The sequence below is a fragment of the Rhodococcus sp. NPDC019647 genome (genome assembly GCF_044389235.1).
Lineage (GTDB): Bacteria > Actinomycetota > Actinomycetes > Mycobacteriales > Mycobacteriaceae > Rhodococcus_F > Rhodococcus_F oxybenzonivorans.
Map to the genome: position 1 here is coordinate 210,127 of NZ_JBIRXS010000003.1, position 26,086 is coordinate 236,212.

Consider the following 26,086-nt stretch of genomic DNA (forward strand, 5'->3'; position numbering starts at 1 on the left):
CTCGCCCACCGGCACCGAGAGACGTCGGTGCCGGTTCACCAGGCCGGGTCCGGTGACTCGCGTCACAGTACCGATATGTCGACACTGGCGATTGGGGGCTACTCCCCTTCGCTGACCTTCACGCTAGCGGGGCGGATCCGAAAACGCAAAGGCGACAATAAGTTTGGGAAACCTCGTCGTGAGGTTTCGGGAACCCTCACGATGCCAGCAGCATCGCCAAAACGGCGGTGTCGGGGTCGCTGATCGGGTCGATGCCGACTCGGCTGACCATGGAGGTGACCGTGCCGTCCGCCTCCGCCTCCACCCACGCCGCCCGGTGGTCGAGACCCAGGTGAGGCAGGCCGGGAAGCAGGACGCAACCGGATGCCGCGCCTGCACATTCCGGCAACGACGGCGTGGTCTCCGACGGTGGGTGCAGCATCATCAACGCCGGTGGCTGATGGTCCGCGAACCGCCCGGGAGCGAGCGCGAACTCACCGAGGACGGTGCCCTCGGCAACCACGAGGCCGACGGTCTCGGGCTCCGGTTCCTCCGGCAGATCCTCGCGGGCGCCGAACACCGTGGTGGTGTGCAGAAGCCCCGGAATGCACGCCACCCGGACTGCGAGGGCAAGCAGCTGCGCCCATTCCTTGGTGGTGTCGGGCCAACGCCCCGAAATGACGAATCCGCGCAAAGTACCTGCGGCCTGGAAGGGCGAGATGCCGATATAGCCGTCCCTGTTCATCTCTGCCTCCTCGGTGTGAATGACGTGCTGGAAACATGCCTCGTGCGCACACCTCGTTGGGTACTTGAAGAATGCACCGAACAATGCCTGGCACACAAGTGCACACGAGTGCTAACGCACAGGAGTGCTCACCGGGCGGCACGCGGCGCTCGTTCCTCAGAGAACCCTCAGAAAGCCCACAGCCCCCCGCTATCAAAGCCCCCTACCCTCACCGGAATGACGTCTGAGCGCCCAGGGAAATCCGCCGGCCACCACGCCGCAACCGACACGATGCGACAGTTCTTCACGCCCCGGCGCACCGCCGCACTCGGCCTGACCGCGCTCGTCGCCGTCTCCGCGGCCGGCCTCGGCGCCCTGTTTCTCGGTGACGCGCCCGACAGCCGGACGGTGGCGATCGTGAACGCGGATGCGGGTGCCACGGTCGAGGGGGAGGCAGTTCGGGCCGGCGAATCGCTGATCGAGAATCTCGAAGCGAATCAGGATTTCGACTGGCGAGTGGTGTCGGCGGACGAGGCGGAGACCGGCAACTATTTCGCCACAGTCACCGTGCCCGAGGATTTCAGTGCCGCCGTGTCGTCGATCTGGGGTCCGAAACCGCGGCAGGCCACCCTCGGTCTCGAGGTGGAGGGCTCCGACGAGGTGGCATCCCTCACACTGTCCGAGGTGGTGTCTTCTCAGGTTGGTGCCGACGGTGTCACTGACCTGCTGGCCGACATGTCGAAGTCGCGGACTACCTTTCAGCAGGCCGGGATGGCCGCCGGACTTCTCGCGGCGGGCACATCCGCGGCGGACGATGCGGCACAGCAACTCACCGCAGGCGCCGACACGCTGCTGCCGTACCTCGAGACGGCGCGATCGGGCGCAGTGCAACTCCTCGGTGTGGCGGATCAGGTGGCGGGTGTGGTCGACGAGACGGCCGGAACGGCGAACGACCTGGCAGATCGGCTGAGTGCGCTGGGACTGACCTTGGGTGAAGCGAACGACAGTGCCGTGCAGATGCGCACGAGAATCGATGCGGCGATCCGCGTTCTCGCGGCCACTCCCGTCGCGCCCGAGGTGGTTCCGGCCCTACAGCAGGTGAGTGCGGACCTGGGATTGCTTTCAGGCCAGCTGACTTCGGTCCCGGGGCTTCTGGGTGAGCAAGTCGGCCCCGACACCGACCTGGGTGAACTCGTCCGGATGGCGATGGGACAGCTGACCGACGCAAGTGCCGAACTGAGCAGTGGCGCGCGCCAACTGAACGACGGCATCGTCCCGATCGCTGATCAGGCTCCCGAGCTGCTGGCCGGTGCCACCACGCAGATCGTCGACGGCTTCGCGAAATTGAAGGCACTGTCGGGGCAGCTGTCGACCGATCTCAATGCCGGGGTGGCCGCCATGCCTGCCCGGTCCGGGGCCCAGCAGACGCAGTTGGCGACCGTTCTCGCGGACCCGGTCGCGGTGTCACGCAGCGTCAGTGCGCCGACCCCGATCCTGACCGCCGGTCACCTGGCCGTCGGATTCGGGTGCACGACGGTGCTACTCGCCGGCATTGTTGTGTGGATGAGCCTGCGAAGAGGTAACTTTCAGCGCGCATCCTGAATGCGTCGCCAGGGAGTTGCCTGCTCCAACTCGAACGCCAACTCGAGCAGGGTGCGCTCGTCCCCGTGGTTCGCGGAGAAATGCGAGGCGAGCGGAAGCCCCTGCGACGTCTCGTGCAGCGGCAGCGAGATGGCAGGGCCACCGGATGCGTTGTTGAGCGGCGTGAACGCCGTGTAGGCGATGAGCTTGTCGAACAGTTCCTCGAAACCTTGTCTGGGGGAGAGGTATCCGAGTTCGGGTGTCGTGTGTGCGAGGGTGGGTGAGAGCACCACGTCGTACGTCTGGAACACCCGGGCGTACTCGCGATACGTACGACGCAGCCGGTACAGCATCTGGGGTGTTCTGGCCATTTTCTTCCGGTACATCGCAGCCAGTCCGCGTGTCAGGTTGTCGGTAGCGGCTCGATCGAAATCCGCTCCGAGCATCCGCTTGCCGTTGTTGGAAATGACGAACGCGAGGAATCCCCAGTAGGTGCAGAAATCGTCGACGAAGGACTGGTTCACCGGCATCGGTGCTTCCTCGACGTGATGTCCCAGCTCGGCGAGCAGGTCGGCGGTGGCGTGAACCGACTTTCGCGTTTCGTCGTCGGTGGGAGACGTGGTGACGGAATCGACGACCACGCCGATGCGGAGCCTGGTGGTGCTGGGCCCCTCCACCAATCGGATGGGCGGCAGCGTCGGATTGCGGTAGTAGCGTTCGGCCGCGGCCATCCACCGAGCGGTATCGCGGACCGACCGGGTGACGGCGCCCTGCGAGATGATCCTGACGGGCAGCGTCTTGTCCATGGCATCGGGCACCGTGCGACCCCGGGACGGCTTGAGTCCGACGAGCCCGCAGGCCGCGGCGGGAATGCGGATGGAGCCGCCGCCGTCGTTCGCGTGGGCGATCGGAACCACCCCGGACGCGACGAGCGCGGCCGAACCACCGGACGAGGCGCCGGGGGAGTACGCGAGGTTCCACGGGTTGTGCACCGGTTCTGCATCCATGAATTCCGTCGAGGCACTGAACCCGAATTCCGGTAGCCGGCTCTTTCCGAGCGAGACGATCCCGGTCGAGAGGTACTGCGCCACGAAGTCGCTGTCGGCCCGGGCCGGTGTGGCGGCGAACGCTGAACTGCCGTGCTGGGTGGGCTGGCCGGCGACGTCGACGTTGTCTTTGATGACCGTCGGCACCCCGGCGAACACGCCTTCGTGGGGGCGCCCTGATTCTGTCAGGGCGCGGTCGAAGTCGGGGAACGCCAGCCCGCACAGTGAAGGTTCGACCGACTCGGCGCGGGCGATTGCCGCTTCGGTCACCTCACGGACCGAGACTTCCTTGGACGCGATCCGCTCCGCGATACCGGTGGCGTCCAGATCGCCCAGCGCATCGTCGCGGAAGGCGTGGACGGCGGAGTCTTTGCGTGGCGTGCTGTTGTCGGTCACGGATCAAGGCTATTGGACGCACGGCCAACTCGGACGAATTCCGGAGTGGCGAGGGCGCCGGAACGGCACGAGCGCACAGAATGCCCGGAGGCGTTCTGTGCGCTCGTGAGAGAAGAGAGGAGATCAGCCGATGAGGCCGGCGCCCTGAGTGCGGGCGCGGGTGAAGCGTTCCTCGGCGTCTGCCCAGTTCACGATGTTCCACCAAGCCTTGACGTAGTCGGGCTTGACGTTCTGGTAGTCGAGGTAGAAGGCGTGCTCCCACATGTCGAGCATGACCACGGGGATCAGCGCGGCGGTGATGTTGCCGTGCTGGTCGGTCATCTGTTCAATGACCAGGCGCTGGCCGATGGTGTCGTAGCCGAGCAGTGCCCAGCCCGAACCCTGCAGGGTGGTCGCGACACCTGTGAAGTGCGCCTGGAACTTGTCGAACGAACCGAACTGGTCGTCGATCGCGGCGGCCAACTCGCCGGTGGGCTTGTCGCCACCGTTGGGCGAGAGGTTCTTCCAGAAGATGGAGTGGTTGGTGTGTCCACCGAGGTTGAAGGCCAGGTTGCGGGAGAGCAGCAGCGCCTTGTCGGCGATGGTGCCGTCTTCACGGGCTTCGGCCATCTTCTCGAGGGCGGTGTTGGCGCCCTTGACGTAGGTGGCGTGGTGCTTGTCGTGGTGCAGCTCCATGATCTTGCCGGAGATGTGCGGCTCGAGAGCTGCGTAGTCGTAGGGGAGTTCCGGCAGCGTGTATTCAGACACGAGGGTCCCTTCTTTGCGGGCGTGTGGCCCTGATTCTTCCGGGTGCGAACGCCGCGTGAGCATGCGTCACGCACCCGCCTTTTCCAATCGTTCTCGGGTATATACCCAATCTCATTGGTACACCGTGCGCAACACCGGGGCACAGGGGGCGATTCCCTCACAGTAAAGTTCGGCTACCCGAAAAAAATCTGACACGGCGGATCCGGCGGTCGTGAAAATTCGTCTGCCCGGTGAACGGAACCTTAAGCTGTCGCGGTGCCTTTGCTGATACCTGTTGCAGATTCACACGCGGCCGCACCGCGCGTGGAGCTCACGGGCGCGAATCTGCTGCGTTTCTTCGCGGTCCTGACCGTCATTTATTCGCACATCTCGTTCTATCTGATCGACGATCTCGGAACGGGATGGTGGTTCATCGACGTCGTCTATCAGATATTCATCGAACGGGCCGGACTGAATCAGCATTTGTCTTTTCTCGGTGTCGCCGTATTCATGATGCTGACCGGTGTGTTGATCACCCGTTCGGCTATTCGTCACCCGCCCGGGCGATTCCTGTTCAACCGGCTCGGGCGAATCCTGCCCGCATTCTGGGTGGCGATTCTCGCCGCCGTCGTCCTGGTACGCCTGGGAATCAACGGCATGTTCAGTGGACAGGACGGAATCTCCAACGTCGACGCCCTCCTGAGCTTTCTGCTCGGCGGATTCTTCCTCAAACCGGAAGTCGCGGTTCTCGGCGTCACGTGGACCCTGGCCGTGCAGATTCTCTTCTATGTCGCCTGCGTCGCCGCGCGGCCGGTCCTACGCGCCACGCCCATTGCGATGCCTCTCGCCGGCGCCGCGATCTGCTCGCTGATCCTGCTGTACAACCTGTACGTGCCGCAGCCCTACACGGTGCCGATGCTGTCCAAGATCGCCGCGACGTTGCCCGCCGTGTTCCTCGGTCAACTCATCTACCTCGGCTGGTCCAGGCTCGCGGAGCCGCGATGGATCATCATCGCCGGGCTCGCCCAGGTGAACGTGATCCACCTTGCCACCGACTTCCGGGTGTACTGGGCAGGGGAGCACTACCTGTGGACATTCGCCGTCGTCACCGCGTGCGTCGTGCTCGTCGGCCGGTACGACGGCCCGGCCGCCCACTGGGTCGTCGTCCGCTGGACGGCGACGCGCAGCTACGCGATCTACCTCGTCCATACGCTCGTTCTGTACCGGGTGTACGAGCACACCGTCGGCCATTTCGGCGCGACCGGCGCCATCGTCGTCTTCCTCCTGGTGACCGCGCTGATCTCGGAGGCGCTGTACCGATGGGTGGAATTGCCTGCCTCGCGGTGGGTCGCCGCGCGCATTCCGGACCCGGGTGAAACGGCGACATCGGTCGAGGAGACGCCTGCGACTGCACGCGTAGCATCGAGTCATGTCTTGGTACGACGAGCTGCTGGGTCGGGCAACCGCTAAGTCGACGATGGTCACCGCCGAGGGTGCGCTCCCCGGCCGGGATCGGCCGATGCCGGTTCCGGCGACGCACTTCGTGAACGGTCATCCGCTGCAGCCGCCGTTCCCCGAAGGAATGCAGACCGCGGTGCTGGGGATGGGATGTTTCTGGGGCGCCGAGAAAGAGTTCTGGCAGCTCGACGGCGTGTACACGACCGCTGTCGGATACGCAGGTGGCTATACCCCGAATCCCACCTACGAGGAGACCTGCTCCGGTCGGACCGGGCACACCGAGGTCGTGCTCGTGGTGTTCGATCCGCACGTCATCTCCTACGCCGAAATTCTGAAGGAGTTCTGGGAGAATCACGATCCCACCCAGGGCATGCGGCAGGGCAACGACCAGGGCACGCAGTACCGGTCCGCGATCTACACGATGAACGAGTCGCAGGTCGAGATCGCGGAAGCGACGGCCGAGGCTTTCGAAAAACGCCTCGCCGAAGCCGGTTACGGGGCAATCACCACAGAGATCGCCCCGCTCACCCAGTTCTTCTACGCGGAGGACTACCACCAGCAGTACCTCGCCAAGAACCCCGGCGGCTACTGCCCGGTGCACGCCACCGGAGTCAGCTGCCCTGTCGGAGTGCTGAAGCAGGACGACGTCCCCTCTCAGACGGACGTGCTTCCGCCGTCGTAGCTCAGGTTCCGGTCGCCGCCCACACGAGGACCGCCGAGGCCGACAGTGCACTGACCGTGCGCACGTGGTTCCACGCGGTCCACCCGCGCACGTAGTTTGCCCAGACGTCCGCTGCGTCGTTCCCGCCGGGATCGACCGCGTCCAGCGCGTTGTTGCGCGGGACGTGATAGGCAAACGTCAACACGATCCCGGTGAGATAGAGAACGCACGCAACCACTGCGTAGCTCGCCGACGCGTGGTGCCGGACCACCGTCGCCACGGCCAGCGCGATCGAGGTCACCGCCGTACCGAACAACGCGGTCATGAAGAAAGCATTCGGCGCTGCACGATTGATGACCTGCATGGCCGCGATGCCCTGTCGCGGTTCGAGGCGGCTCAGCGCCGGCATGATGAACGTCGAGAACGCGAACATCACACCGCCGATCAACCCCGCCCCCACAGCCGTGACGATCAGCAGGGAACGCACCATCACCTCTCCTTCCAGACGCCCGCTGCCGCCGCGGCGCGGGCGTAGTCGGCGAAGTCCTTCGGTGCCCGTCCGAGAGCACGCTCCACACCGTCGGTGAGATATGCATTCCGCCCGTCGAGAACGTCCTCGAACAGGTAGGTGAGCAGACCGATCGCATCGGGGGCCAGCCCCGCCGCGGCCAGCAGTGACGCATAGTCCGCCGAAGTGGTGGTGACATAACGGAAGTCGCGCCCCGTTGCCTCCGAGACTGCGGCGACGGCGTCGGCGAACGACATCAAGCGGGGGCCGGTCACCTCGTACAACTCGCCCGCGTGTCCGTCCTCGGTGAGTGCGGCGACGGCGATGTCGGCGAGATCGTCGGCGTCGACGAAGGGTTCGAGGACGTCGCCGACGGGCAGAGTGAGAGTTCCGGTGCGCAACGCGTCGGCCATGAAACTTTCACTGAAGTTCTGGCTGAACCAACTCGAGCGGAGGATGGTCCACTCCACGCCCGACTTCTGCACCACCTGTTCGCTCCGCTCCGCCTCCCGTTCGCCCCGGCCGGACAGCAGAACCAGCCTTTGCGCTCCGGCCGCCACCGCAGTCTCGGTGAATTTCTCGACCACTTCGGCGGTCCCCGGCACGGCGAGGTCCGGGTAGTAGGCGATGTACACCGAGGTGATGCCCTCGAGCGCGGGCGTCCACGTGTCTTCGTCGTCCCAGTCGAAGGGCGGGTGGCCGGATCGTGAACCACTGCGGGCGGGCGCTCCCGCGGCGGCGAGTCCGCGGAGAACACGACCGCCGATCTTGCCGGTGCCGGTCAGGACGAGGGTGGAAGTTGTCGTAGTCATGCGTCCAGTCAAGGCGGAAGTGGTGAGACTATCCATGGTCGAGAAGCGCTCATCCATACGTCAGCGTCTACGATCGCGTCCATGGATCCCCTCGCCGGTCTCATCAGCGGTCCCCGGGCCACCGGAGCCTTCGTGCTCCGCTCGATCATGGAACCACCGTGGTCGCTGCAGATCGACGACCGTGCACCGCTCAGTCTCGTGGCCGTGGGGCGCGGCGAGGCGTGGATCTCCCCCCACGCCGGCGAACCCATCCGGTTGACCGAGGGGGACATCGCTGTCGTGCGTGGACCGGAACGCTACATCGTCGCGGATGACCCGGCGAGGGCGCCGCGCGTCGTCATCAATCCCGACCAGAGCTGCACGACGCTGCACGGGGAACCGCTCGCCGAATCGATGGATCTGGGCGTCCGGACGTGGGGAAACAACCCCAGCGGCCGCACCGTGCTGTTGACCGGAACGTATACGACGCCCGGCGAAATCAGCCGCCGCCTGCTGTCGGCGCTGCCCCAGCTGGTGGTGCAACGCCGCACCGACTGGGACTCCCGGCTGGTCACCCTTCTGCACGACGAGGTGGTGCGCGACGAGCCCGGCCAGGAAGCGGTTCTCGACCGGTTGCTCGATCTACTGCTCATCGCTGTGCTGCGTGCATGGTTCGCCCGGCCTGCGGTCGAGGCGCCGTCGTGGGTGCGGGCACAGACCGATCCGGTGGTCGGCAAGGCGATGCGCATCCTGCAGAACAATCCGGCGCAACCGTGGACCGTCGCTTCGCTTGCTGCCGAGACCGGGATGTCCCGGGCTGCCCTTGCCCGCAGGTTCACCGAACTGGTCGGGGAGCCGCCGATGACCTACTTGGCCCACTGGCGGCTTGCTCTGGCCGCCGACCTGCTCCGCGAGCCCGACGCCACCGTGGCCGCGGTTGCGCAGCGAGTCGGGTACGGCAGCGGTTTCGCGCTGAGTGCGGCATTCAAGCGAGTACGGGGCATGAGCCCCAAAGAACATCGGGAACTGGCCCTATGCGGACGAGCCCCGGGAGGAGTATCAGTGGAGGTGTAATACCACACAGTGCCCAAGCACACACCTCGATGACTTGATCTTGTTTGCGAAGCGTACGACCCTGGAAGTAGGAGATTGTCGGCGAGAGGACCGGAACGACATGTGGATGAACTCTCGAGCGGGAGGGCTGCCGCTGCGGCCCGGCTCCGCCCGGCGCAACCCTCTGATGCGACGTTCCGACCGCATCGAGAACCTTCTCACGCTTGCAGTGATCGTGCTCGCCTTTGCGATGCTTCCGCTCGCCATCTTCGCGGGTGCGAAGACCGCCGCCAGTCAAGAAGTGCTGGCCGAGCAGCAGACCTCCGAGTTCCGGACCGTCACCGCGACCACCCTCGCCGACTCCACAGGCGTGACGATGTCCTCCGACGTCGCACCGTCCGGAGTCGACACAGCCCCGGCCAAGTGGACGTGGGGTGACCAGACCCGCCGCGCCGACATCACCGTCGATCCCGCCACTCCCGCCGGCGCCGAGGAACAGATCTGGGTCGACGGCGAAGGGAACCTGACCACCCAGCCGATGTCGGCGTCGGCCGCACGAGTAGCCGGAGTGATCGCCGGCCTGTTCACCTGGTTCGTGGTGATGATGATCGCGATGTCCGGATTCCTCATCACCCGGGCGTCCCTCAACCGTGCCCGCGACGCCCAGTGGGACCGCGACCTCCGGCAGTTCCTGGACTCGACCACCCGCCACTGACCGGGCAGCCCGTCACAGTCGGTGCAGTTCGACCTCGCGCAGTTCCCCGTCCCGAACCTCGGCCGTCATGTACGTGCAGAACGGCTGACGACGCCGATCCGTGGGTGACCCCGGATTGAGCAGGCGCAGACCCGTGTCGGAGACCGTGTCCCACGGAATGTGACTGTGCCCGAACACGAGAACGTCGGTGTCGGGGTAGGCGGCGGACATCCGCTTGTCCCGGCCGGTGGACGCCCCGGTCTCGTGCACGACGGTGAAGCGGACCCCCTCCAGTGTCACCTCAGCCGTCTCGGGCATCCGCGCGTGCAGGTCGTCGCCGTCGTTGTTTCCCCAGCAGGCGACGAGCCGGGTGGACCGTTCCTCGAGGGCATCGAACAGCGCCACGTCCACCCAGTCCCCGGCGTGAATGACCACATCGGCCTTGTCGACCTCCTCCCAGACGAGGGCGGGAAGATCCCGCGCACGCTTGGGCACATGGGTGTCGGCAAGAAGCAGCAACCTCATACCTTGATTGTGCTGTAGTTGTCCTGGTTCAGCTCAGCTGCGGAAGTACCTCGCTCGCGACCAGTTCGAGGTGGTCGAGGTCGCTCAGGTCGAGGGTCTGCAGGTAGATCCGCTGCGATCCCGCTTCGGTGTAATGGCCGATCTTGTCGACCAGTTCGGCGGGCGACCCGGCGAGTCCGTTCTCCCGCAGTTCGCTCACCTCACGCCCGATGTTCGAGGCCCGTCGGGACACTTCCTCCTCGGTGCGGCCACAGCACAACACCAGCGCGTTGGAGTACACCAACTCGGTGGGGTCGCGGTCGATGGCCTTGCACGCGAGATGGACTCGCTCGATGATGTCGCGCGTGTCCTCGATGGAGGCGAAGGGAACGTTGAACTCGTCGGCGTACTTCGCGGCCAGAGCCGGCGTCTTCTTCTTGCCCGCACCGCCGATCACGACGGGTGGGCCCTGCGGCTGTCGGGGTTTGGGAAGGGCAGGTGAGTTTTCGATCTGAAAGTGCTTCCCGCTGTACGAGAAGGACTCACCACGAGGTGTGCGCCACAGTCCGGTGATCACCGCCAGCGACTCCTCGAGTCGTTCGAAACGCTCTTTCAGAACAGGGAACGGGATGCCGTACGCCTTGTGCTCTTCCTCGAACCAGCCGGCGCCGATCCCGAGGTCGACGCGTCCACCACTCATGTCGTCGACCTGTGCCACCGAGATGGCCAACGGTCCCGGATGGCGGAACGTCGCGGAGGTGACGAGGGTGCCCAGCCGGATGGTGGAGGTCTCCCGGGCCAGAGCGGCCAAGGTGATCCACGCGTCCGTCGGGCCGGGCAAGCCCTCGCTGTTCATCGCAAGGTAGTGATCGGAGCGGAAAAACGCGCCATAGCCGAATTGTTCGGCGGCCTGCGCCACCGCCAGAAGGTCGGTGTAGGTAGCGCCCTGCTGAGGTTCGGTGAAGATTCGCAACTCCATGGCAGCCACTTTGCCCGATGCGCCGTCGGTACGCTGAATTCATGGCCAAGAAGATCCCGCTCTCCCTGCCGAAACCGCTGGCCGACAGGTTGCCCGACGCACTCGGTGGCGGCGGTGCGGGCGTGGTCCCGGTGGTGCGCCTGCACGGAATGATCGCGTCGGGAGGCGCCGGTTTCGGGCGGGTCCTGAGCGCGGAGTCGGTCGAGGAACCGCTTCGCCGGGCCTTCACCGCACACGGCGCCAAGGCCGTGGCACTCCTCATCAACAGTCCCGGTGGTTCGCCGACGCAGAGTGAGTACATCGGCGCCCGCATTCGGCAGCTCGCGTCCGAGCACGAACTGCCGGTGCTCGCGTTCTGTGAAGATGTCGCGGCGTCCGGCGGATATTGGCTCGCGTGTGCCGCCGACGAAATTTATGCCACCGCGACGTCGGTGGTCGGTTCCGTCGGCGTGATCTCGGCGGGGTTCGGATTCTCCGAACTGATCGACCGTATGGGCATCGAGCGACGGCTGCACTCCGCAGGTGAGGCGAAGGCCCGCCTCGACCCGTTCTTCGCCGAGAAGTCGGAGGACGTGCGGTGGCTCGAGCAGATCCAGGAGGGCATCCACGACGAGTTTCGGAACTGGGTGATCGAACGCCGCGGTGACAAGCTGAAGGCGACCGAGGAAGAGCTGTTCAACGGCGAAGTGTGGCTGGGCCGACGGGCCGTCGAACTCGGCGTCGTGGACGGAATCGGCACCCTACGCGAGGTGGTGGAGAAGCGATTCCCCGACGCCACCATCGAACTGACGGGCCCGCGCCGCTCACTTTTCGCGAAACTCGGTCTGCCCGCCGCCGGATGGGACAACGCCGTGGCAGCCGTGGTCGGGGCGGCGAGGGCCCGTGTCGCCTGGTCCCGGTACGGCCTCTGATCTCCCGGGACGCCCGGCTACTTCGGTACGACGACCCCGACCGGGCCCACACCCACACACACCGACAGGTCAGGAGTCAGCGTCTTCACCCGCAGACTCTGCCCGCCGCCCGTGAGGCGCACGTACACCGAGTTGAGTCCGCGGTGCACCGGCACCCGCACGGGATCACCGACCTCCATGGCCACGGAAAGCTCACCGTCCGCACTGGCGAGATAGTTCAGCTGGGCCGTCCACTCCCATCCCGTCAGCGGGCCGTCGAGAGCGACTGGGACGAAGCTGCGCTTGTCTACCAGATGCCCGCAGTCCGGTACCGTCCCCGGCTCGAGCGACCGCACCCACGTCACCTGCGCATCGACCAACTTTCCGGAGTCGTCGAGCATCCGTAGCCGGTCGGTGCTGTCGGCGAATGCCGGCCGGTCCGGGAGGGGCGCGAAGACCCGGCTGACGAGATTGTTCGGATACGCCACCGGAAGCAGCACCCAGATCGACACCGGTTGTTCGAGCAGGGCTGCATCCTGATGCTCGGCCAAGGACGCACGGGCCGTGGTCAGGTAGTCGGTGGTCGGGTTCTCCGCCCAGCTCCGCGTGAACGTGTACGTCGACCACAGGCTGCCGACCACGAACGCGGCGACCACGGTCGCCGCCACGACCGGCCGGGTGAGGAACGGGACCGGGACGGGCCCCCGTGCGGGTGCCCGCACGATCAGCGCGGTACCGATCGCCAGCACGACCGCCGTGTCGGTGAAATAACGCAGAGTCTGGGCCAGCTCGTAAGTGGTGTCGGCTCCCCACCGGGTGACCACCATCGCGGCCACCGACAGCAAGAAATACCCGGCAGTGAGAATCCACACCGCACCGATGCGACGCTTCGATCGCATCGTCGCGACCACAACCGCGAGAAGAACCAGCCAGCTCACCACCACGAGAGCCGGGGACGGAGACGCCCACGGCGGACTCGGAATCCAGCGGTCCCACGTCCACGGCCCCCCGAGCAGCGTCGGCACGAGACCCAGTGAGGTTGCGTGGTGGAACAACTGGAACGCCCGAGACGGTCCTGCCCACTCGAACTGTGACTCCACGGTGAACAGGTAGAGCGCCGCCCACCCACCGAGCACCACTCCCGAACCGATCCACAGGGGAGCGCCGCGCCGCAGTGTGGACCACAGCGGTCGAGGAGCACCGTCGACGTGCGCGAGCAACGCCACGGTCGCGAACGCCACGAAAGGCACCACCACGGACTTCTCGAAGAAGAGCAACCCCGCGACGGTGACGAGGATGGCGGAGATCGCGTATCTGCGTCGTCCCGTCCGGCACAGCTCCAGTGCGTCACCCGCCACCCAGGCCAGCGCGATCTGCAGAGGTAGTGCGTTGAGCGCCGCCGCCCACCACGCGAACGCGGGCACCGTCAACGGCGTGAACAGGTACAGCGCCAGAGGGATCAGCACCGCGGGCCGCAGTCCCAGGATCTTGCGCAACAACCGGAAGACCGCGTAGGACGCCGCCGCCTGAAGCACGATCATCGTGATCATCGGCAGGATCCACTGGTAGGGCGCGATTCGTGTCGCGACCCCGGCGACCAGGAAGGCACCGGGCATCAAGTGACCGTCGTGGTCGTAGACAAGAAGGTCGGCTGACAGGAGCGGCAGGCTCCCGCCCCGCCCACTGAGGATCAGATCGTCCCAGTAGAAGTCGCTGCGAGCTGCCACCCACGACCGGACGAGTAGCGATACGGCGATGAGGCCCAGAGCCAGGTGGAGGACGCGGGCGGGTCCGAGCTGCCACCGCGATCCGACGTCGTCCGTCATCGTTTTCCGAGATTACAGATCGAGTGGAACCAAACGGCGCCGGGCTGCGTCAGATCAGGTGTCGGGGAAAATCTGCCCCGGCACGCGGTGGGGGAAAAGACGGTCGGTCCGGAGTTTTCGGGTTGCTTCGCGGGCAACCCGGCATGGAGGGGTAATTCCGGGCCGCGCCGTCGCCCAGCCGAATCGCATCGTTCACCGACCTGCGGTGTCAAGTTCATCCACGGTTGTGGACCGTTCATGTCGAGGCTGTCAACAACGGAGATTGTCCACGCCTTCTGACCAGGAATTGCGCGGTGTGAGCAGTGTTCATAACTGTGGATGAACCTGTGGAAACTGTGGATAACTCGAGAATCCCCGTGGTGCAGCTCACAAAATTGGTGGGAAAAGGACGAATCGGTCGCTGCCCGACCCCAACAGGTGGGTCGTGACAGAATCGGAACTGTGAAGTGGGTGCGGACGGCATGAGCGTCATTCAGGTGTGCGCACGATGCGCCGGCCGGTGGCCAGTTCTCGGTGCCCCGGCACAGTGGTGTCCTCGCTGTCACGGCGTGCTCCTCGCACCGATCCGAACGGAGCAGCAGCTTTCTCCCGATCAGCGTGGCTTCCGTTGGGTGGCGCGATCACCGCTCCGGCGTGGGGGGCTGGCCGCTGATCCTCCTGCGCCCAGTCCGACACCCCGCTACACCGACGTTCCGCGTTGGGGACTTCACGACCACGTCGATGCATCTCGTGGGGGGAGGAACTGGCCGGAAGCACTCGCCGACAAGGCCGCCACCTTCCTGATCGTCACCGTCGGCCTGTACGCGCTGGCCGTGCCGGCCGAACTGGGTCGCTACGCCGTCCTCGTCTGGAACAGGACCCGTTTGGTCGACCCGACCGTGCTCGCCGTCTCGGACGTCGCCGTCTTCGTCACCCAAGCCGGTGGAATGCTCTTCGCCCTGCTGTCCGGCATCAGTGGCGTGTGCTGGCTGCTGCGGATCCGCCGCCGCACATTCGCCCGGGAGCGAAGGTCGGATCCGCGTTCCGCCGATGAACTGATCGTCGGCTGCGCCGTCCCCGGCCTCAATCTGGTGATGCCGGGTGTGTTCCTACTCGAGGTCGTCCGGCGAGATCCCCGAGCTGTCGCGCTCGTGCGCGCCTGGTGGGCCATGTGGGTCTTCGGTGTCGTCCTCCTCGTCTTCAACTGGTTCTGGCGGTCCCGTCCCGGGTTGCAGGCCATGGCCGACGGCGTCCTCCTGTCTGCGTTCACCGCAATGGTCGCGGCGGCCACCGCGCTGCTCGCCCTGCTGGTCCTGCGCAGACTCGAGGGCCGCACTCTGAAGGGGACGAAGGAAGCGGTCACCCGTTGGGTGATTGCCACCGATCCGCCGTCCGAATCGGAACCACCGGCGAAGAACTCGGGAACACCTGATCAGGAAGCGCTCGCCTCGTGAGCCCCGATCGGCGCGGACCGCTCGTCGTCGCGCATCGTGGTGCATCCGCAGCCAAGCCCGAACACACTCTCGCCGCGTACGAACTTGCGCTGAGAGAGGGTGCCGACGGGCTCGAATGCGATGTGCGGCTCACGAAGGACGGTCACCTCGTGTGCGTCCACGATCGCACCATCGATCGCACCTCCGACGGCGTAGGCGTCGTCAGTGAGATGACGCGCGACGAGCTGGCCCAATACAACTACGGCACCGCCGACGAGCCCGCCGATCTTCTCGAATTGAGTGCGCTCATCGAGCTCGCTCTCGACTCGGCGAGGCCGGTCAAGGTGTTCATCGAAACCAAGCATCCCGTCCGGTTCGGGGGGCTCGTGGAGAGCAAGGTCCTGGCCGAGTTGCAGCGGTTCGGCATCGCGTCCCCGCCGTCGGCCGACCACTCGCGCGCCGTCGTGATGTCGTTCTCGGCCGGAGCCGTGTGGCGGATCCGGAGATCGGCGCCGATGCTCCCGACCGTGCTGCTGGGGGAGTCGGCCCGCTATCTCGGCGGAGGAGCGGCCACGACGGTCGGCGCCACCGCGGTGGGTCCCTCGGTCAAGACCCTGCACGAGCACCCCGACATGGTCGACAAGGCCGCGGCCGCAGGACGGGCCACCTACTGCTGGACCGTCGACGATCGGACCGATGTCGCTCTGTGTCGCGAACTCGGTGTCAGCTGGGTGGCTACCAACCACCCCGGGCGCACCAAGAATTGGCTGGCCTCCTGACCGAGACTCTTCCGGCGTGTAGGTTTTGGCGTCGTGGCAAAGAAGAGCAAGAGAAACAGTGGACCGAAGCCCGACAGTGCCCGCGCCGAAAAGCTCGCGCAGCGGAAGGCGGAACGGGAAAGTGCCGCCGCGGCCGTGACGCGCCCCTTCGAAGGCCTCGCCGCGGAATGCGACCTCGTCGCGCTGCGTGAATTCGTCCCCTCGGCAACAGCACCGCTGCCGGTGAAGGACTCCTCGCGTCCGGTGACGTTGGCGACCGTCCTGCCGGGTGCCGTGGCGGCGCTCGTCCGTGACGAAGGCGAGGACGCCACCGGGTTCGTCGGTGTGCAGGTCCAGGCACACTCTGCGGACCTCGGTGCCGACCTGGCGGCCTCCGTCGTGTGGGTTCGAGACGCCGCGGCCGGAGAATCGCTGGCCTCCGCCAACCCCGGTGCCGACACCCCCGCACCGGCCGAGGTGATCGACGCGGACGCTCTGCTCGACATCACGGTGCACCAGGATTTCAACTGGTGGATCCCCGAAGGGGTGGAACCGGCACCCGAGGTCGCGACCACGGTGCAGCACGCCAACGCGGCAATCATGCCGTCCGCGCGGGTCGAAGCCGAAGGCGTCGTGGCAGCGTGGTGGGTGGATGCCGGGGAGAAGGCGCACATCCGCTGGGTTCGTCCCGAAAACGAGGACGACCTGATGCTGGCGCTGGCGCGGGTCCACGCCACCGGCGGGCTGCACCTGGGTGAAGGGTCGCGCTATGCCGGCTCTTTCCGGACGCACGGCCTTCTCGTTCCGGTCTTCGACCTGGATCGAGAGAAGCACCCCAACGAGTGGGCGGCCGCCACGGTCGAGCTCGGTGACCGACTCGCGCAGGCGCTGGCCGTCGATGCTCCGCTCACCACCGACGAGCGACGCGCCCGCGACGGCCTCCGCGGTCGCCAGGTCACGTTGCGCTAGGCCCTCCGGGCCCGTGCGCCTTTTTGGTAGTCACCGCAACCAGAAAGGCGCACAGGCGGCGGAGCCGCCTAGATGGCGCCACCGGCAGCGGCAGGCGCTCCGGCGGTGTCGTCGACGACGCTCATCTCGCGAGCGACGAAGTCCTCCAGATGGAACAGGTTGGCGCCCGCGCGGTCTGCGATGGCGAGCAGGGTGGTCATGCTGGCGACCTCCTCGACCTGTTCTTTGAGGAACCACTGCATGAACTGCTCGCCGAGGTAGTCGCCCTCTTCGCGGGCGGTGCTCGCGAGCTGCACGATCTGCTCGGTGACCGTCTTCTCCTGCGTCAGAGCCAGCGCGATCGGCTCACGCGCATTCTCGAAGTTGCCCTTTGCGGCGTCGACACCCGACAGCTCCACGTTGATTCCGCGATCCAGGAAGTACTGGATGATCATCATCGCGTGATTGCGTTCCTCGACGGCCTGCTTGTAGAAGTGCTTGGCCAACTGAGGAAGGTCCGCATTATCGAAATAGACGGCAGTCGCGGTGTACTGGTGTGACGCGTTGAATTCGTTGCGAATCTGGTCGTGCAGCAGGGCGTGGAATTTTGTCTTGTGCGCGTCAACGGAAGTCATGAGACACACGATATAGCTGGTCAGACGGCATTGTCATGCAAGTTCTGCCTAATTATGGCAAGGGTTCCCAAACTTAATGCGGCCTAATTCGGCGCGAATTCCGCCGAATTATGGCGCACCGTTTCGGGTTTATCCGGGGTGCCTTCAGGCTCCGCTACCTGCGGTCTTGGGAGCGGTCGAATCGGCGCGCGGGGCGGCGTTCATCTCCCGGGCAACGAAGTCTTCGATGTTGAACACATCGTTGCCTGCGCGGTCGACGATGGTCAGCAAGGTGTTCATGCCTGCAGTTTCCTCGACCTGCTCCTTGAGGAACCATTGCATGAACTGCTCGCCGAGGTAGTCCCCGTTGTGGCGGGCGGTGCGGGCGAGTCTGGTGATCTGCTCGGTGACCGCTTCTTCCTGTTTCAGCGCCAGTTCCACCGGTGCCCGCACGGAGTCGAAATCCGTGATCACGTCGTCGATACCCGGAACGGTCACGGGGACGTGATTGTCGAGGAGGTACTGGATCATCATCATCGCGTGGCGGTGTTCCTCGGTGGCCTGCGTATAGAAGCGCCTCGCCAGCTGCGGGAGATGGTGGGAATCGAAGTAGACGGCCACCGCGATGTATTGCTGTGACGCCGTGAATTCGTTGCGGATCTGCTGTTGCAGCAGGTGGTGGAATTCACTGGGCTTCGTAGGCGCCGACTGTGTCATGCGGCTCAGTTTACGGATGCGGCGTCACTGGCCCGTGGTGACCAGTTCGGCGGGAACCTGCCGATCCTCGGCGAGAGCGCCGAAGAACTGCGAGGCCCGTTCGTCATCCCACACCAGTACGTTCCCCGAACCGTCGACATCCTCGAATCCGGCCACCGGGACCGTGGTGGTGACCATGTCACCGCGCACGGCCCAGGCGAGCATTGCAAGGTTCCAGATGTGATCGCCCTCGTCGACGCGCAACGATTTGGCTGTGTCGGTGATCAGCGGCCAAACCCGGAACGGGTTCAACCACGTTGCCGGGCTTGTGGCTTTCGCCATCAGCGCGGCCATGAACTTCCGCTGGTGGTTCATACGGTCGATGTCGGCGAGCGCCGTTGCGCGAGTGCGGACGAATCCGAGGGCGTCCGAGCCGGACAGCTCCTGGCAGCCGGGCGCCAGATTGATGCCGGCGAGGGGATCGTCGATGGGGGCATCCAGGCACATCTCGACACCACCGATGGCGTCGACGATCCCGGCGAAACCGCCGAACCCGATCTCGGCGTAGTGGTCGATGTGCAGCCCGGACGCTTCCTCGACCGTCTGCACCAGCAATTGCGGGCCACCGAATGCGAACGACGCGTTGATCTTGTCGTTGCCGTAGCCCGGTATGGACACGTAGGAGTCGCGGGGGATGCTCACCATGGTCGCCGGCCCGCCACTGCTCGGGAGGTGCATCACGATGATGGTGTCGGTGCGGTCGGGACCGCTGTTGCCGCCGGTCGACAACTCCTGCTCCTGTTCCGGTGTCAGCCCGGTGCGGCTGTCCGACCCGACCAGCAGCCAGTTGGTGCCGGGGGTGTCGCCGACCCGGCCGTCGTAATCGGCGAGGGCGTCGACCCGGTTCAGGGAGGTATCCAGGTAGTAAGTCATGCCGGCGAGGGCAAGAACCAACACCAGGAAGAGGATGCCGATGCGACTGCCCCAGTTTCGCCGGCGTCTGGGTCTGCGTTGACGCGGTGGTTCGGGGTTGCGGGGAGGCGCGAGCGGGGGCGGCGGGTTGCGAGGGGGGCGCCGATCCGGGACATACGCCTGTCGGTACTGCGGCGCCTCGCGATACTGCGGTGGCTCACGATAGGGCTGCGGCGTCTGGGTTGGCGCGTAGCCGTCCGGGCGAGGAGGCGCGGACCGCGACAATCGCGGTTCGGGCGCCTGCGACCACGCCTGCTGCGGGGCGGGTGGGGTGCCTCGCCCGTCTCGCCGGATCACCTGGGTTCCTTCCGGAGGCGGACCTGCGGGGCCGGGGCGGGGCGCCGGGTGCCGGGGTCGCGGCGGCGGCGGTCCCGGAGATCCTCGTGGCGGAACGCGAGGAGGCGGAGGCGGGGCGGAACCGTGCGGGCCGGGAGGTGGGGTCCGGCGGTTCGGCGACTGCGGCGCGGGTCCGCCGCCCTGCGTCCGCCGAGGCGGGCGGGGCGGCAGCGGTGGATAGGGTGCGTCGCCGGTCACCCGCACGACTTTACTGGTCTCGAAGGATTACGGAATCCAGCCGACGTGGCCACGCAGGGCCGCGTAGCCGACGAAAGCCACCGAGTCGATGGTGGCGTGCGCGATCACGAGTGGCCACAGCCGGCCGGTCTTCTGCCAGTACCGGCCGAACACCACACCCATCGCCACATTGCCCAGCCCGCCGCCGAAGCCCTGGTAGAGGTGGTAGGTGCCACGCAGCAGGGCCGACGCGAGCAGGGACGAGTTCTCGCTCCACCCCAGTTGCCGCAGTCGGGTGACGAGATAGGCGACGACCAGTACCTCCTCGGCCCCCGAGTTGGCGATCGCCCAGAGGACGAGGACGGGAAGCCGCCACCAATGGTCACCGATCGTGCTGGGGACGACGGTCAGGTTGGCGCCCACCGCGCGCGCCAGCAGGTAAAAGCCGAGCCCGGGGAGCCCGATCAGCGCGGCCAGCCCGACACCCTGTACAGCGTCGGGACGCCACCGGATCCGCCCCAGCCCCACCGAGGCGAGGCTGATGCCGCCACGCCACAGGAGATACAGACCCAGCGCCGCCCAGGACAGCAGTTTCACGACACCGAGCAGCTGCCGTGCCGCATCGATGAACTGGTTCTCCGCGCGCGCGATGTTCAGCGCGACCGCTTGGTCGGCAAGGTCACCGGGCGTCAGCAGGGACTCGGTCAGCGACAGCAATCCCGACAACCCGCTGGTCCCGAAGGTGACGAGCAGGACGATCGTGATTTCGATCCACAGCCCGCGGCGTTCCCTCGCCGGCACCACCGGCATCTCGGGTGATGCGGGGCGTATCCAGGAGTCGAGCGTTGTCCGCGAGATCACGCGGCAACGCTAGCGCGCGGGTCCGTGGTTTTGCCGATCAGCCGCGGGCGCGCAGACCGTTGACGAAGGGGCATCCGACGAGCAGTCGTATCGCCCGGCTCAGCGACAGGGCGTCGTCCACCGGATTCGCGAACGGCATCCAGATGTCGCGGTCACCGTTGTCGCTCTCGACGCGCAACCGCAACCCGTAGCGGTCGATGCCGAGCGGACGGATGCGTCCCTGCCGCATGTGCGGCGGAAGCTTGCGGGAGAGCAGGTCGATGAGGTCGGTGTGATCCTCGTCGAGGTGCTGAAGCCAGGCCGTTTCCATTTCCCAGAACGGGTCGGGCCTGGCCGCGAGCAATTCGGGAAGGCAGACGGGTTCGGCGCCGGTCGAGTCGGCGACGACGGCCGATTCGAGCCGTAGCTGCAACAGCGTGGCGTCGTGCCCGACGTCGAGGAGCCCGGGATGCGGGTATTCGGAGGCGACCTCGTCCGCGAGGGCGCGGGTGTGCGCCTCGCACAGGGAGTGGAGGGTGCCCCGTAGCCAGACGAGTGATCGCACGGGCTCGCGGAGTGGGAGCGGGGAGTTGTCGGTCAGCTCCAGGACCGCGGGGATTCCGCCGCCACCGGCCAGCCAGGACAGGGTGGCTGCCGCCGAGTCGGTCGGCACCGCGACGACGACGTCTCCGCCGGCGCGCAGGTGGTGGACGGACGTGACCGTAGGAGCGCTGCCCTCGACAGCGAGTACTGCCTCCTGGGTCCGTGCGCACGAACTACGCACACGCTCGGCGGTGGTCGGTCCGGTAGTCGTGACGGGCATGGAGCCTCCTTCGGGAGCAGCGGTACTGAGGTAAACCTAACCTAATGTGACGTGCGTCGGTTGGCAAGACCACCGCAGGATTACGGTGTGAACGTGGCAATTCCTCTTTCCCTCGGAGTTCCGCGTTCGCGCGGACCGCAGTCGCTGCTCGAAGGCCTGCTCAGCGCGGCACCCACCGCCGCAGTATCCGCGGACCCCGCGGACACGGTCGCAGGAACAGTCGGGCCCCGGGTGGTTCTTGCGTCCACTCTGATCGGCTGCCACGGCACCGACGCGGGCCGCATCATCGTCGGCCTCGACATCGACCCCGCCGAGCTGCGTACCCGAGAACAGGCGTCCTACGAGGCGGTCCGATTCCACCTCGACTGTCCCGCCGCGCAGCTCGGCGACGCACTCGCGTTGCGACTGCCCTCGCCGCTCGCCGTGTTCGTCGGCGACGGCGACCTCGGGCTCGCAGAATCGGCGCAGCAACTCGCCGATGCCGGACGCATCCCCGGCCTGGGCAGTGGATTCTCCATCGGTGAGGTGGCCGATTTCCTGGCGGTCCTCGCGCATGCGGATGTCGGATACGTCGCCAGAGCGCGTGACGCCGCCGAGGTGCTCGCCCTGCTGTCCGGCACCGTCGCGTCGCTGCGCGGAGACAACGTCCGGTCGGCTCTCGCCGACCCGACCGCGGAGAAGCTTGCGGCGCTCGGTCCGGAGGCGGCCGAGGCAGTCCGGGAAGTGCTGCTGGGCATCGAGGTGAGCGATCCCGTCCGGGTGAGTCGCGAACTCGCCGCAGCCGGGTTGCGATAAAGATTCACCGCATAGCGCCGGGCCGTCAACTCTCGTTGCGTAATCTCATAGGCGTGCCAAAGATCGCGTACTTCGGACCCTCGGGAACCTTCACGGAAATGGCGCTCGCCGAACTCGAGGGCGCGGGCGCCTTCGACGGGCCGGTCGAACGCGTCGCCGCGTCCAGCCCCCCGGCCACGCTCGAGCTGGTACGCGACGGTGTCGTCGACGGTGCCGTCGTCCCCATCGAGAGCTCTGTCGAGGGGGCTGTGGTGCCCACTCTGGACTCCCTGGCCCTGGGCGAACGGCTACAGATCGTCGCCGAGACCGAACTGGACGTGGCGTTCGAAATTCTGGGTCGACCCGGCATCGATCGCCTCGACCAGGTGCGGACCGTGCGCGCATATCCCGTCGCCGCCGGCCAGGTGCGGACCTGGCTGGAGAAGAACTGCCCCGACGCCGAGATTCAGACCGCTTCGTCCAATGCGGGTGCGGCCGAGGATGTCTCGCACGGTCTCGCCGACGCCGCGGTATCGACCGCGCTGGCCGGCAGGCGTCTCGGATTGCACACACTGGCCAGCAGTGTCGCGGACGTCGCCGGCGCGCGGACGCGGTTCGTGCTCGTCACCGCCCCGACGCGGGTTCCACCGCGCACCGGTAGCGACCGAAGCTCCGCCGTTCTGCAGCCCGACAACGAACCCGGATCGCTCGTCAGCGTTCTCTCCGAGTTCGCCACTCGCGGAATCGACCTCATCCGCATCGAATCCCGGCCCGTTCGCACCGAACCCGGCTCCTACCGGTTCTTCGTCGACTGCATCGGTCACCTCGATGATCCGCTGGTCGCCGAGGCGTTCCGCGCGCTGCACCGCAAGTCGACCGTGCGGTTCCTCGGCTCGTGGCCGGCCGCGAACCCGAGTGGTCCGCCCCCGCCGTCCGACGGAGACGCGGCGGACTGGATCGAACGAATCCGTCAGGGAGACAGGGAACTGTGAGCGGCAAGCTGATTCTGGTACGGCACGGACAGACCGAGGCCAACGTCGAACGCCGACTCGACACCCGGCTGCCCGGCGCACCGCTGACACCGGAGGGGCAGGCGCAGGCCGACGCTCTCGGGGCCCGGCTCGCGGCCCGTGCGTCGCTCGCTGCGCTCGTCAACTCAGAGGCCCTGCGAGCCCGGCAGACGGCGGGTGCGGTCGAACGTGCCACCGGGCTTTCCGCCCAGACCCGCGAGGGGCTGTACGAAGCGCAGGCGGGTGAACTCGAGGATCGCCGTGACGATGAATCGCATGCCCTGTTCATGAAGACTTTCCACCTGTGGCACGCGGGTGAGCTGGGCGCCCGCGTACCCGGTGGCGAATCCGCTCACGACATCCTCGACCGCTACGTGCCGGTCGTCGATGCCCTGCGCGCGGAGTATCTCGACGATCCCGACCGATCGGGAGATGTCGTCCTCGTCAGCCACGGCGCCGCGATCCGCCTCGTCGCCGCACAGCTGGCGGATGTTCCCGGGCTGTTCGCAGCCAATAACCACCTCGCGAACACGGAGTCGGTCGAGTTGGTACCGACCCTCGGCGGAGGCTGGGAATGTGTGCGGTGGGGAACGGTCGAGCCGCCGTTCGAACATCGCGTGATTCCCGGGGCCGACGACCCGATGGGGTGAATGCGTTGCGGACTTCCACCCGCTGCGCGACGATGGAGAAAACCGTCCTCGAGGAGTGACGGCAATGGAATGGTTCGTAGCCGAAGACTATTCCCTCGGGCGGCTGCTCGTCACCGAGGGGCTCGCGGCGATCTACCTTGTCGCCTTCCTGGGCGCGGTGCATCAGTTCAGGCCGCTCGTCGGTAGTGACGGCATGATGCCGATTCCGCGGTTCCTGCGGGCCGTCCCCTTCGCACGTGCACCGAGTGTCTTTCACTTCCATTACTCGGATCGGTTCTTCGCGGGAGTTGCCTGGACCGGCGCCGGGTTGGCACTCGCGACTCTGCTGGGTGCGACGCAATTCATGCCGCTTGCCGCCTGCATGCTGGTGTGGTTGGTGCTGTGGATTCTTTATCTGTCGATCGTCAACGTCTCGCAGATCTGGTACAGCTTCGGCTGGGAGTCGCTACTCCTCGAAGCCGGATTTCTGGCGATTTTCCTCGGTAACTCCTCCGTCGGTCCGCCAATTCTGGTGCTGATCGCGGTGCGGTGGTTATTGTTCCGGCTCGAGTTCGGCGCCGGACTGATCAAGATGCGCGGCGACAAATGCTGGCGTGATCTCACCTGCCTCTACTATCACCACGAAACCCAGCCGATGCCCGGACCGCTCAGCTGGTACTTCCACCGAATGCCGAAAAGACTTCACCGGCTCGAGGTGTTGGGAAATCATTTCGCGCAATTAGTGATGCCATTCGGGCTGTTTGCGCCCCAGCCGGTGGCGGCGATCGCCGCGGCCGTCATGATCGTCACTCAACTATGGCTCGTGGCGAGCGGTAACTTCTCCTGGCTGAATTGGATCACGATCGTGCTGGCCCTGTCGGTCATCCCGGACAGCGTGTTCGAGATGCTTGTGCCGGTATCGCTCCCGGAGGGAAGTTCGTCGGCGCCGCTGTATTTCGTCGTCCTGGTGGTCGCCGTGACAGCGTTGGTGGTGGTGCTGAGTTACTGGCCGATCCGCAACATGATCTCGCACGGTCAGCGGATGAATGCGTCGTTCAACTCGTGGCATCTGGTGAACACCTACGGCGCCTTCGGCAGCGTCACCAAGGTTCGGTACGAAGTGATCGTGGAGGGGACATCCGACTCGGCGATCACCGCGCAGTCCGAATGGAAGGAATACGAGTTCAAGGGAAAACCGGGCGATGTGAATCGCCGGCCACGGCAGTTCGCGCCGTACCATCTGCGGCTCGATTGGTTGTTCTGGTTCATTCCGATCTCGCCGGGTTACGCCGATCCATGGTTTCCCGCCTTCGTGGAGCGGCTGCTGAGGAACGACCGCGACACGCTGAAACTGCTGCGCCACAATCCTTTCCCCGACGCCCCACCTCAACATGTGCGTGCGCGTCTGTACCGCTACCGGTTCACCACGTGGAAGGAGCGCCGCGAGACGGGGGCGTGGTGGAAGCGTGAACCGGTGTAACTCAGTGCAATCTGAACTCAGTGCAATCTGTCGGCCAGGAACTCGAGGGCCTGGCGCAGACGTTGTGGTGTACCCGGGCTCAGAGAAGACCAGGCGACGCCGTGCGCGGACACGCTGGACGTGCCGACGATTCGCCCCTTGTGCGTGTCGAATACGGTGACGGGACCACCGACTGGGTCGTACTGCCCGTCGCCGTACACGATTCCCACGATTTCGGCGTAGGTGTTGCAGGTTGCCATCGCGGTGCCCACCGCGGTGGCGTCGGGCGGCGCGACACCGAGTGCGGTGAGGCCGGCAGCGAGAGCTTTACCGTCGCCCCCCGCGTCGAACACCTCACCGAGTTGGGCAGTGGGTGCGTTGACCACGCCGAAGTCCATCGGCTCCGCGGTGCCGAGGGCAGCGATGACCGGCGCAAAGATGTCGACGCCGGCGTCCTGCACCACGTAGGTGTCGCCGGCGCGCATGGTGAGCACCGACATGGTGTCGCCCCGGGAAACACACAACCGCGAGATGCTTCCGTCGACGTACCAGCGCAGAGCTATTTCCCACCGCGGGCGGGCAAGAACCTGCAGTCCCGCAGCAAGCTCGGCGCGAACCTCACCGCCCGGGAGGAGATCCCGGGCGGTGAGGCCGGCGACGGCGTCGCGAAACGCTGTGTCCCTGGCTTCGTACGAGTCGTACCGCGGGCCGGCGTCGAGCACCACCGGCAGGACGTCGAGCGCGAGCCGGTCGACGAGGACATCCATCTCGTCGAGGCTCAGGGTCACCGCCGGCAGGGTCGGTCCCGCCTGGGTGCCCAGG

27 protein-coding genes are annotated in these 26,086 nt (G+C 66.3%); 13 read left to right on the plus strand and 14 right to left on the minus strand.

Features of this window, described 5'->3' with window-relative positions; genetic code table 11:
• Positions 1 to 196: 196 nt before the first annotated feature.
• A complete protein-coding gene (locus ACH49N_RS08540; protein WP_109325944.1) occupies positions 197 to 724 on the minus strand; it encodes a peptidase in 528 nt (175 codons plus the stop codon).
• Between the two features lie 216 nt (positions 725 to 940).
• Between ACH49N_RS08540 and ACH49N_RS08545 the strand changes: the two genes are divergently transcribed.
• Positions 941 to 2,305, plus strand: a complete 1,365-nt coding sequence (locus ACH49N_RS08545; RefSeq protein ID WP_358271781.1) for a hypothetical protein — start codon at positions 941 to 943, stop codon at positions 2,303 to 2,305.
• On the opposite strand, the gene ACH49N_RS08550 is transcribed toward ACH49N_RS08545, so the two are convergent.
• Both ACH49N_RS08550 and ACH49N_RS08555 read right to left on the minus strand, forming a co-directional pair.
• The gene (locus ACH49N_RS08550; protein ID WP_358271779.1) at positions 2,290 to 3,726 is read right to left on the minus strand and encodes an amidase; all 1,437 of its coding nucleotides are present in this window, start codon (positions 3,724 to 3,726) and stop codon (positions 2,290 to 2,292) included. The genes ACH49N_RS08545 and ACH49N_RS08550 overlap by 16 nt on opposite strands.
• 123 nt (positions 3,727 to 3,849) lie before the next feature.
• The gene (locus ACH49N_RS08555) at positions 3,850 to 4,473 is read right to left on the minus strand and encodes a superoxide dismutase (RefSeq protein WP_109334800.1); all 624 of its coding nucleotides are present in this window, start codon (positions 4,471 to 4,473) and stop codon (positions 3,850 to 3,852) included.
• A gap of 255 nt (positions 4,474 to 4,728) precedes the next feature.
• Here ACH49N_RS08555 and ACH49N_RS08560 point away from each other — a divergent pair, with 255 nt between their 5' ends.
• Both ACH49N_RS08560 and msrA read left to right on the plus strand, forming a co-directional pair.
• A complete protein-coding gene (locus ACH49N_RS08560) occupies positions 4,729 to 5,922 on the plus strand; it encodes an acyltransferase (protein ID WP_358271777.1) in 1,194 nt (397 codons plus the stop codon).
• A complete protein-coding gene (gene msrA / locus ACH49N_RS08565) occupies positions 5,882 to 6,592 on the plus strand; it encodes a peptide-methionine (S)-S-oxide reductase MsrA (RefSeq protein ID WP_358271775.1) in 711 nt (236 codons plus the stop codon). The genes ACH49N_RS08560 and msrA overlap by 41 nt, the downstream gene beginning before the upstream one ends.
• 1 nt (position 6,593) lies before the next feature.
• On the opposite strand, the gene ACH49N_RS08570 is transcribed toward msrA, so the two are convergent.
• Entirely contained in the window at positions 6,594 to 7,061 is a 468-nt protein-coding gene (locus ACH49N_RS08570; protein ID WP_358271773.1) for an anthrone oxygenase family protein, read from the minus strand.
• Positions 7,061 to 7,891 (minus strand): NAD(P)H-binding protein, encoded by an 831-nt coding sequence (locus ACH49N_RS08575; RefSeq protein ID WP_317766291.1) that lies wholly within the window; start codon positions 7,889 to 7,891, stop codon positions 7,061 to 7,063. The genes ACH49N_RS08570 and ACH49N_RS08575 overlap by 1 nt, the downstream gene beginning before the upstream one ends.
• A gap of 81 nt (positions 7,892 to 7,972) precedes the next feature.
• Between ACH49N_RS08575 and ACH49N_RS08580 the strand changes: the two genes are divergently transcribed.
• A complete protein-coding gene (locus ACH49N_RS08580; protein WP_358271770.1) occupies positions 7,973 to 8,944 on the plus strand; it encodes an AraC family transcriptional regulator in 972 nt (323 codons plus the stop codon).
• Between the two features lie 106 nt (positions 8,945 to 9,050).
• On the plus strand, positions 9,051 to 9,638 hold the full coding sequence (locus tag ACH49N_RS08585; RefSeq protein WP_358271768.1) for a hypothetical protein: 588 nt from the start codon (positions 9,051 to 9,053) through the stop codon (positions 9,636 to 9,638).
• A 12-nt stretch (positions 9,639 to 9,650) separates the two neighbouring features.
• Here the strand turns inward: ACH49N_RS08585 and ACH49N_RS08590 are convergent, their stop codons facing one another.
• Both ACH49N_RS08590 and ACH49N_RS08595 read right to left on the minus strand, forming a co-directional pair.
• Entirely contained in the window at positions 9,651 to 10,142 is a 492-nt protein-coding gene (locus ACH49N_RS08590; RefSeq protein WP_358271767.1) for a metallophosphoesterase, read from the minus strand.
• A gap of 28 nt (positions 10,143 to 10,170) precedes the next feature.
• Positions 10,171 to 11,100 carry an LLM class F420-dependent oxidoreductase gene (locus ACH49N_RS08595; RefSeq protein WP_358271765.1) on the minus strand — a complete coding sequence of 310 codons (930 nt, stop codon included), beginning with the start codon at positions 11,098 to 11,100 and terminating at the stop codon, positions 10,171 to 10,173.
• 41 nt (positions 11,101 to 11,141) lie between these two features.
• On the opposite strand from ACH49N_RS08595, the gene ACH49N_RS08600 reads away from it, so the two are divergent.
• On the plus strand, positions 11,142 to 12,011 hold the full coding sequence (locus tag ACH49N_RS08600) for a S49 family peptidase (RefSeq protein WP_358271763.1): 870 nt from the start codon (positions 11,142 to 11,144) through the stop codon (positions 12,009 to 12,011).
• Positions 12,012 to 12,028: 17 nt separating this feature from the next.
• Here the strand turns inward: ACH49N_RS08600 and ACH49N_RS08605 are convergent, their stop codons facing one another.
• Positions 12,029 to 13,816, minus strand: a complete 1,788-nt coding sequence (locus ACH49N_RS08605; RefSeq protein WP_358271761.1) for a hypothetical protein — start codon at positions 13,814 to 13,816, stop codon at positions 12,029 to 12,031.
• Between the two features lie 461 nt (positions 13,817 to 14,277).
• Here ACH49N_RS08605 and ACH49N_RS08610 point away from each other — a divergent pair, with 461 nt between their 5' ends.
• From ACH49N_RS08610 to ACH49N_RS08620, 3 genes are read left to right on the plus strand one after another with little or no spacing between them, the layout of a single operon-like run.
• Positions 14,278 to 15,249, plus strand: a complete 972-nt coding sequence (locus ACH49N_RS08610; protein ID WP_358271759.1) for a DUF4328 domain-containing protein — start codon at positions 14,278 to 14,280, stop codon at positions 15,247 to 15,249.
• Positions 15,246 to 16,007 (plus strand): glycerophosphodiester phosphodiesterase, encoded by a 762-nt coding sequence (locus ACH49N_RS08615; RefSeq protein ID WP_358271757.1) that lies wholly within the window; start codon positions 15,246 to 15,248, stop codon positions 16,005 to 16,007. Before ACH49N_RS08610 ends, ACH49N_RS08615 begins: the two co-directional genes overlap by 4 nt.
• 33 nt (positions 16,008 to 16,040) lie before the next feature.
• A complete protein-coding gene (locus ACH49N_RS08620) occupies positions 16,041 to 16,955 on the plus strand; it encodes a DUF5926 family protein (protein WP_109325966.1) in 915 nt (304 codons plus the stop codon).
• Between the two features lie 68 nt (positions 16,956 to 17,023).
• Here the strand turns inward: ACH49N_RS08620 and ACH49N_RS08625 are convergent, their stop codons facing one another.
• From ACH49N_RS08625 to ACH49N_RS08645, 5 genes are all read right to left on the minus strand, one after another.
• Complete coding sequence (locus ACH49N_RS08625; RefSeq protein WP_159918778.1) at positions 17,024 to 17,569, minus strand: ferritin; 546 nt, start codon at positions 17,567 to 17,569, stop codon at positions 17,024 to 17,026.
• A gap of 144 nt (positions 17,570 to 17,713) precedes the next feature.
• Entirely contained in the window at positions 17,714 to 18,265 is a 552-nt protein-coding gene (locus tag ACH49N_RS08630; protein WP_159918779.1) for a ferritin, read from the minus strand.
• A gap of 24 nt (positions 18,266 to 18,289) precedes the next feature.
• Positions 18,290 to 19,513, minus strand: a complete 1,224-nt coding sequence (locus tag ACH49N_RS08635) for an LCP family protein (RefSeq protein ID WP_358271755.1) — start codon at positions 19,511 to 19,513, stop codon at positions 18,290 to 18,292.
• Positions 19,514 to 19,777: 264 nt separating this feature from the next.
• Positions 19,778 to 20,590 carry a CPBP family intramembrane glutamic endopeptidase gene (locus tag ACH49N_RS08640; RefSeq protein ID WP_358271753.1) on the minus strand — a complete coding sequence of 271 codons (813 nt, stop codon included), beginning with the start codon at positions 20,588 to 20,590 and terminating at the stop codon, positions 19,778 to 19,780.
• Positions 20,591 to 20,627: 37 nt separating this feature from the next.
• A complete protein-coding gene (locus ACH49N_RS08645; protein ID WP_358271752.1) occupies positions 20,628 to 21,392 on the minus strand; it encodes a DUF2470 domain-containing protein in 765 nt (254 codons plus the stop codon).
• Between the two features lie 93 nt (positions 21,393 to 21,485).
• Between ACH49N_RS08645 and ACH49N_RS08650 the strand changes: the two genes are divergently transcribed.
• From ACH49N_RS08650 to ACH49N_RS08665, 4 genes are all read left to right on the plus strand, one after another.
• On the plus strand, positions 21,486 to 22,187 hold the full coding sequence (locus ACH49N_RS08650) for a hypothetical protein (protein ID WP_358271750.1): 702 nt from the start codon (positions 21,486 to 21,488) through the stop codon (positions 22,185 to 22,187).
• Between the two features lie 53 nt (positions 22,188 to 22,240).
• On the plus strand, positions 22,241 to 23,158 hold the full coding sequence (gene pheA / locus ACH49N_RS08655; protein ID WP_159918783.1) for a prephenate dehydratase: 918 nt from the start codon (positions 22,241 to 22,243) through the stop codon (positions 23,156 to 23,158).
• Positions 23,155 to 23,826 carry a histidine phosphatase family protein gene (locus tag ACH49N_RS08660; RefSeq protein ID WP_358271748.1) on the plus strand — a complete coding sequence of 224 codons (672 nt, stop codon included), beginning with the start codon at positions 23,155 to 23,157 and terminating at the stop codon, positions 23,824 to 23,826. Before pheA ends, ACH49N_RS08660 begins: the two co-directional genes overlap by 4 nt.
• A 64-nt stretch (positions 23,827 to 23,890) precedes the next feature.
• Positions 23,891 to 25,285: a lipase maturation factor family protein gene (locus ACH49N_RS08665; RefSeq protein ID WP_358271746.1), complete on the plus strand. Its 1,395-nt coding sequence runs from the start codon at positions 23,891 to 23,893 to the stop codon at positions 25,283 to 25,285.
• Between the two features lie 17 nt (positions 25,286 to 25,302).
• Here ACH49N_RS08665 and ACH49N_RS08670 read toward each other — a convergent pair whose 3' ends face one another.
• Entirely contained in the window at positions 25,303 to 26,052 is a 750-nt protein-coding gene (locus ACH49N_RS08670) for an ESX secretion-associated protein EspG (RefSeq protein WP_358271744.1), read from the minus strand.
• Positions 26,053 to 26,086: the final 34 nt, after the last annotated feature.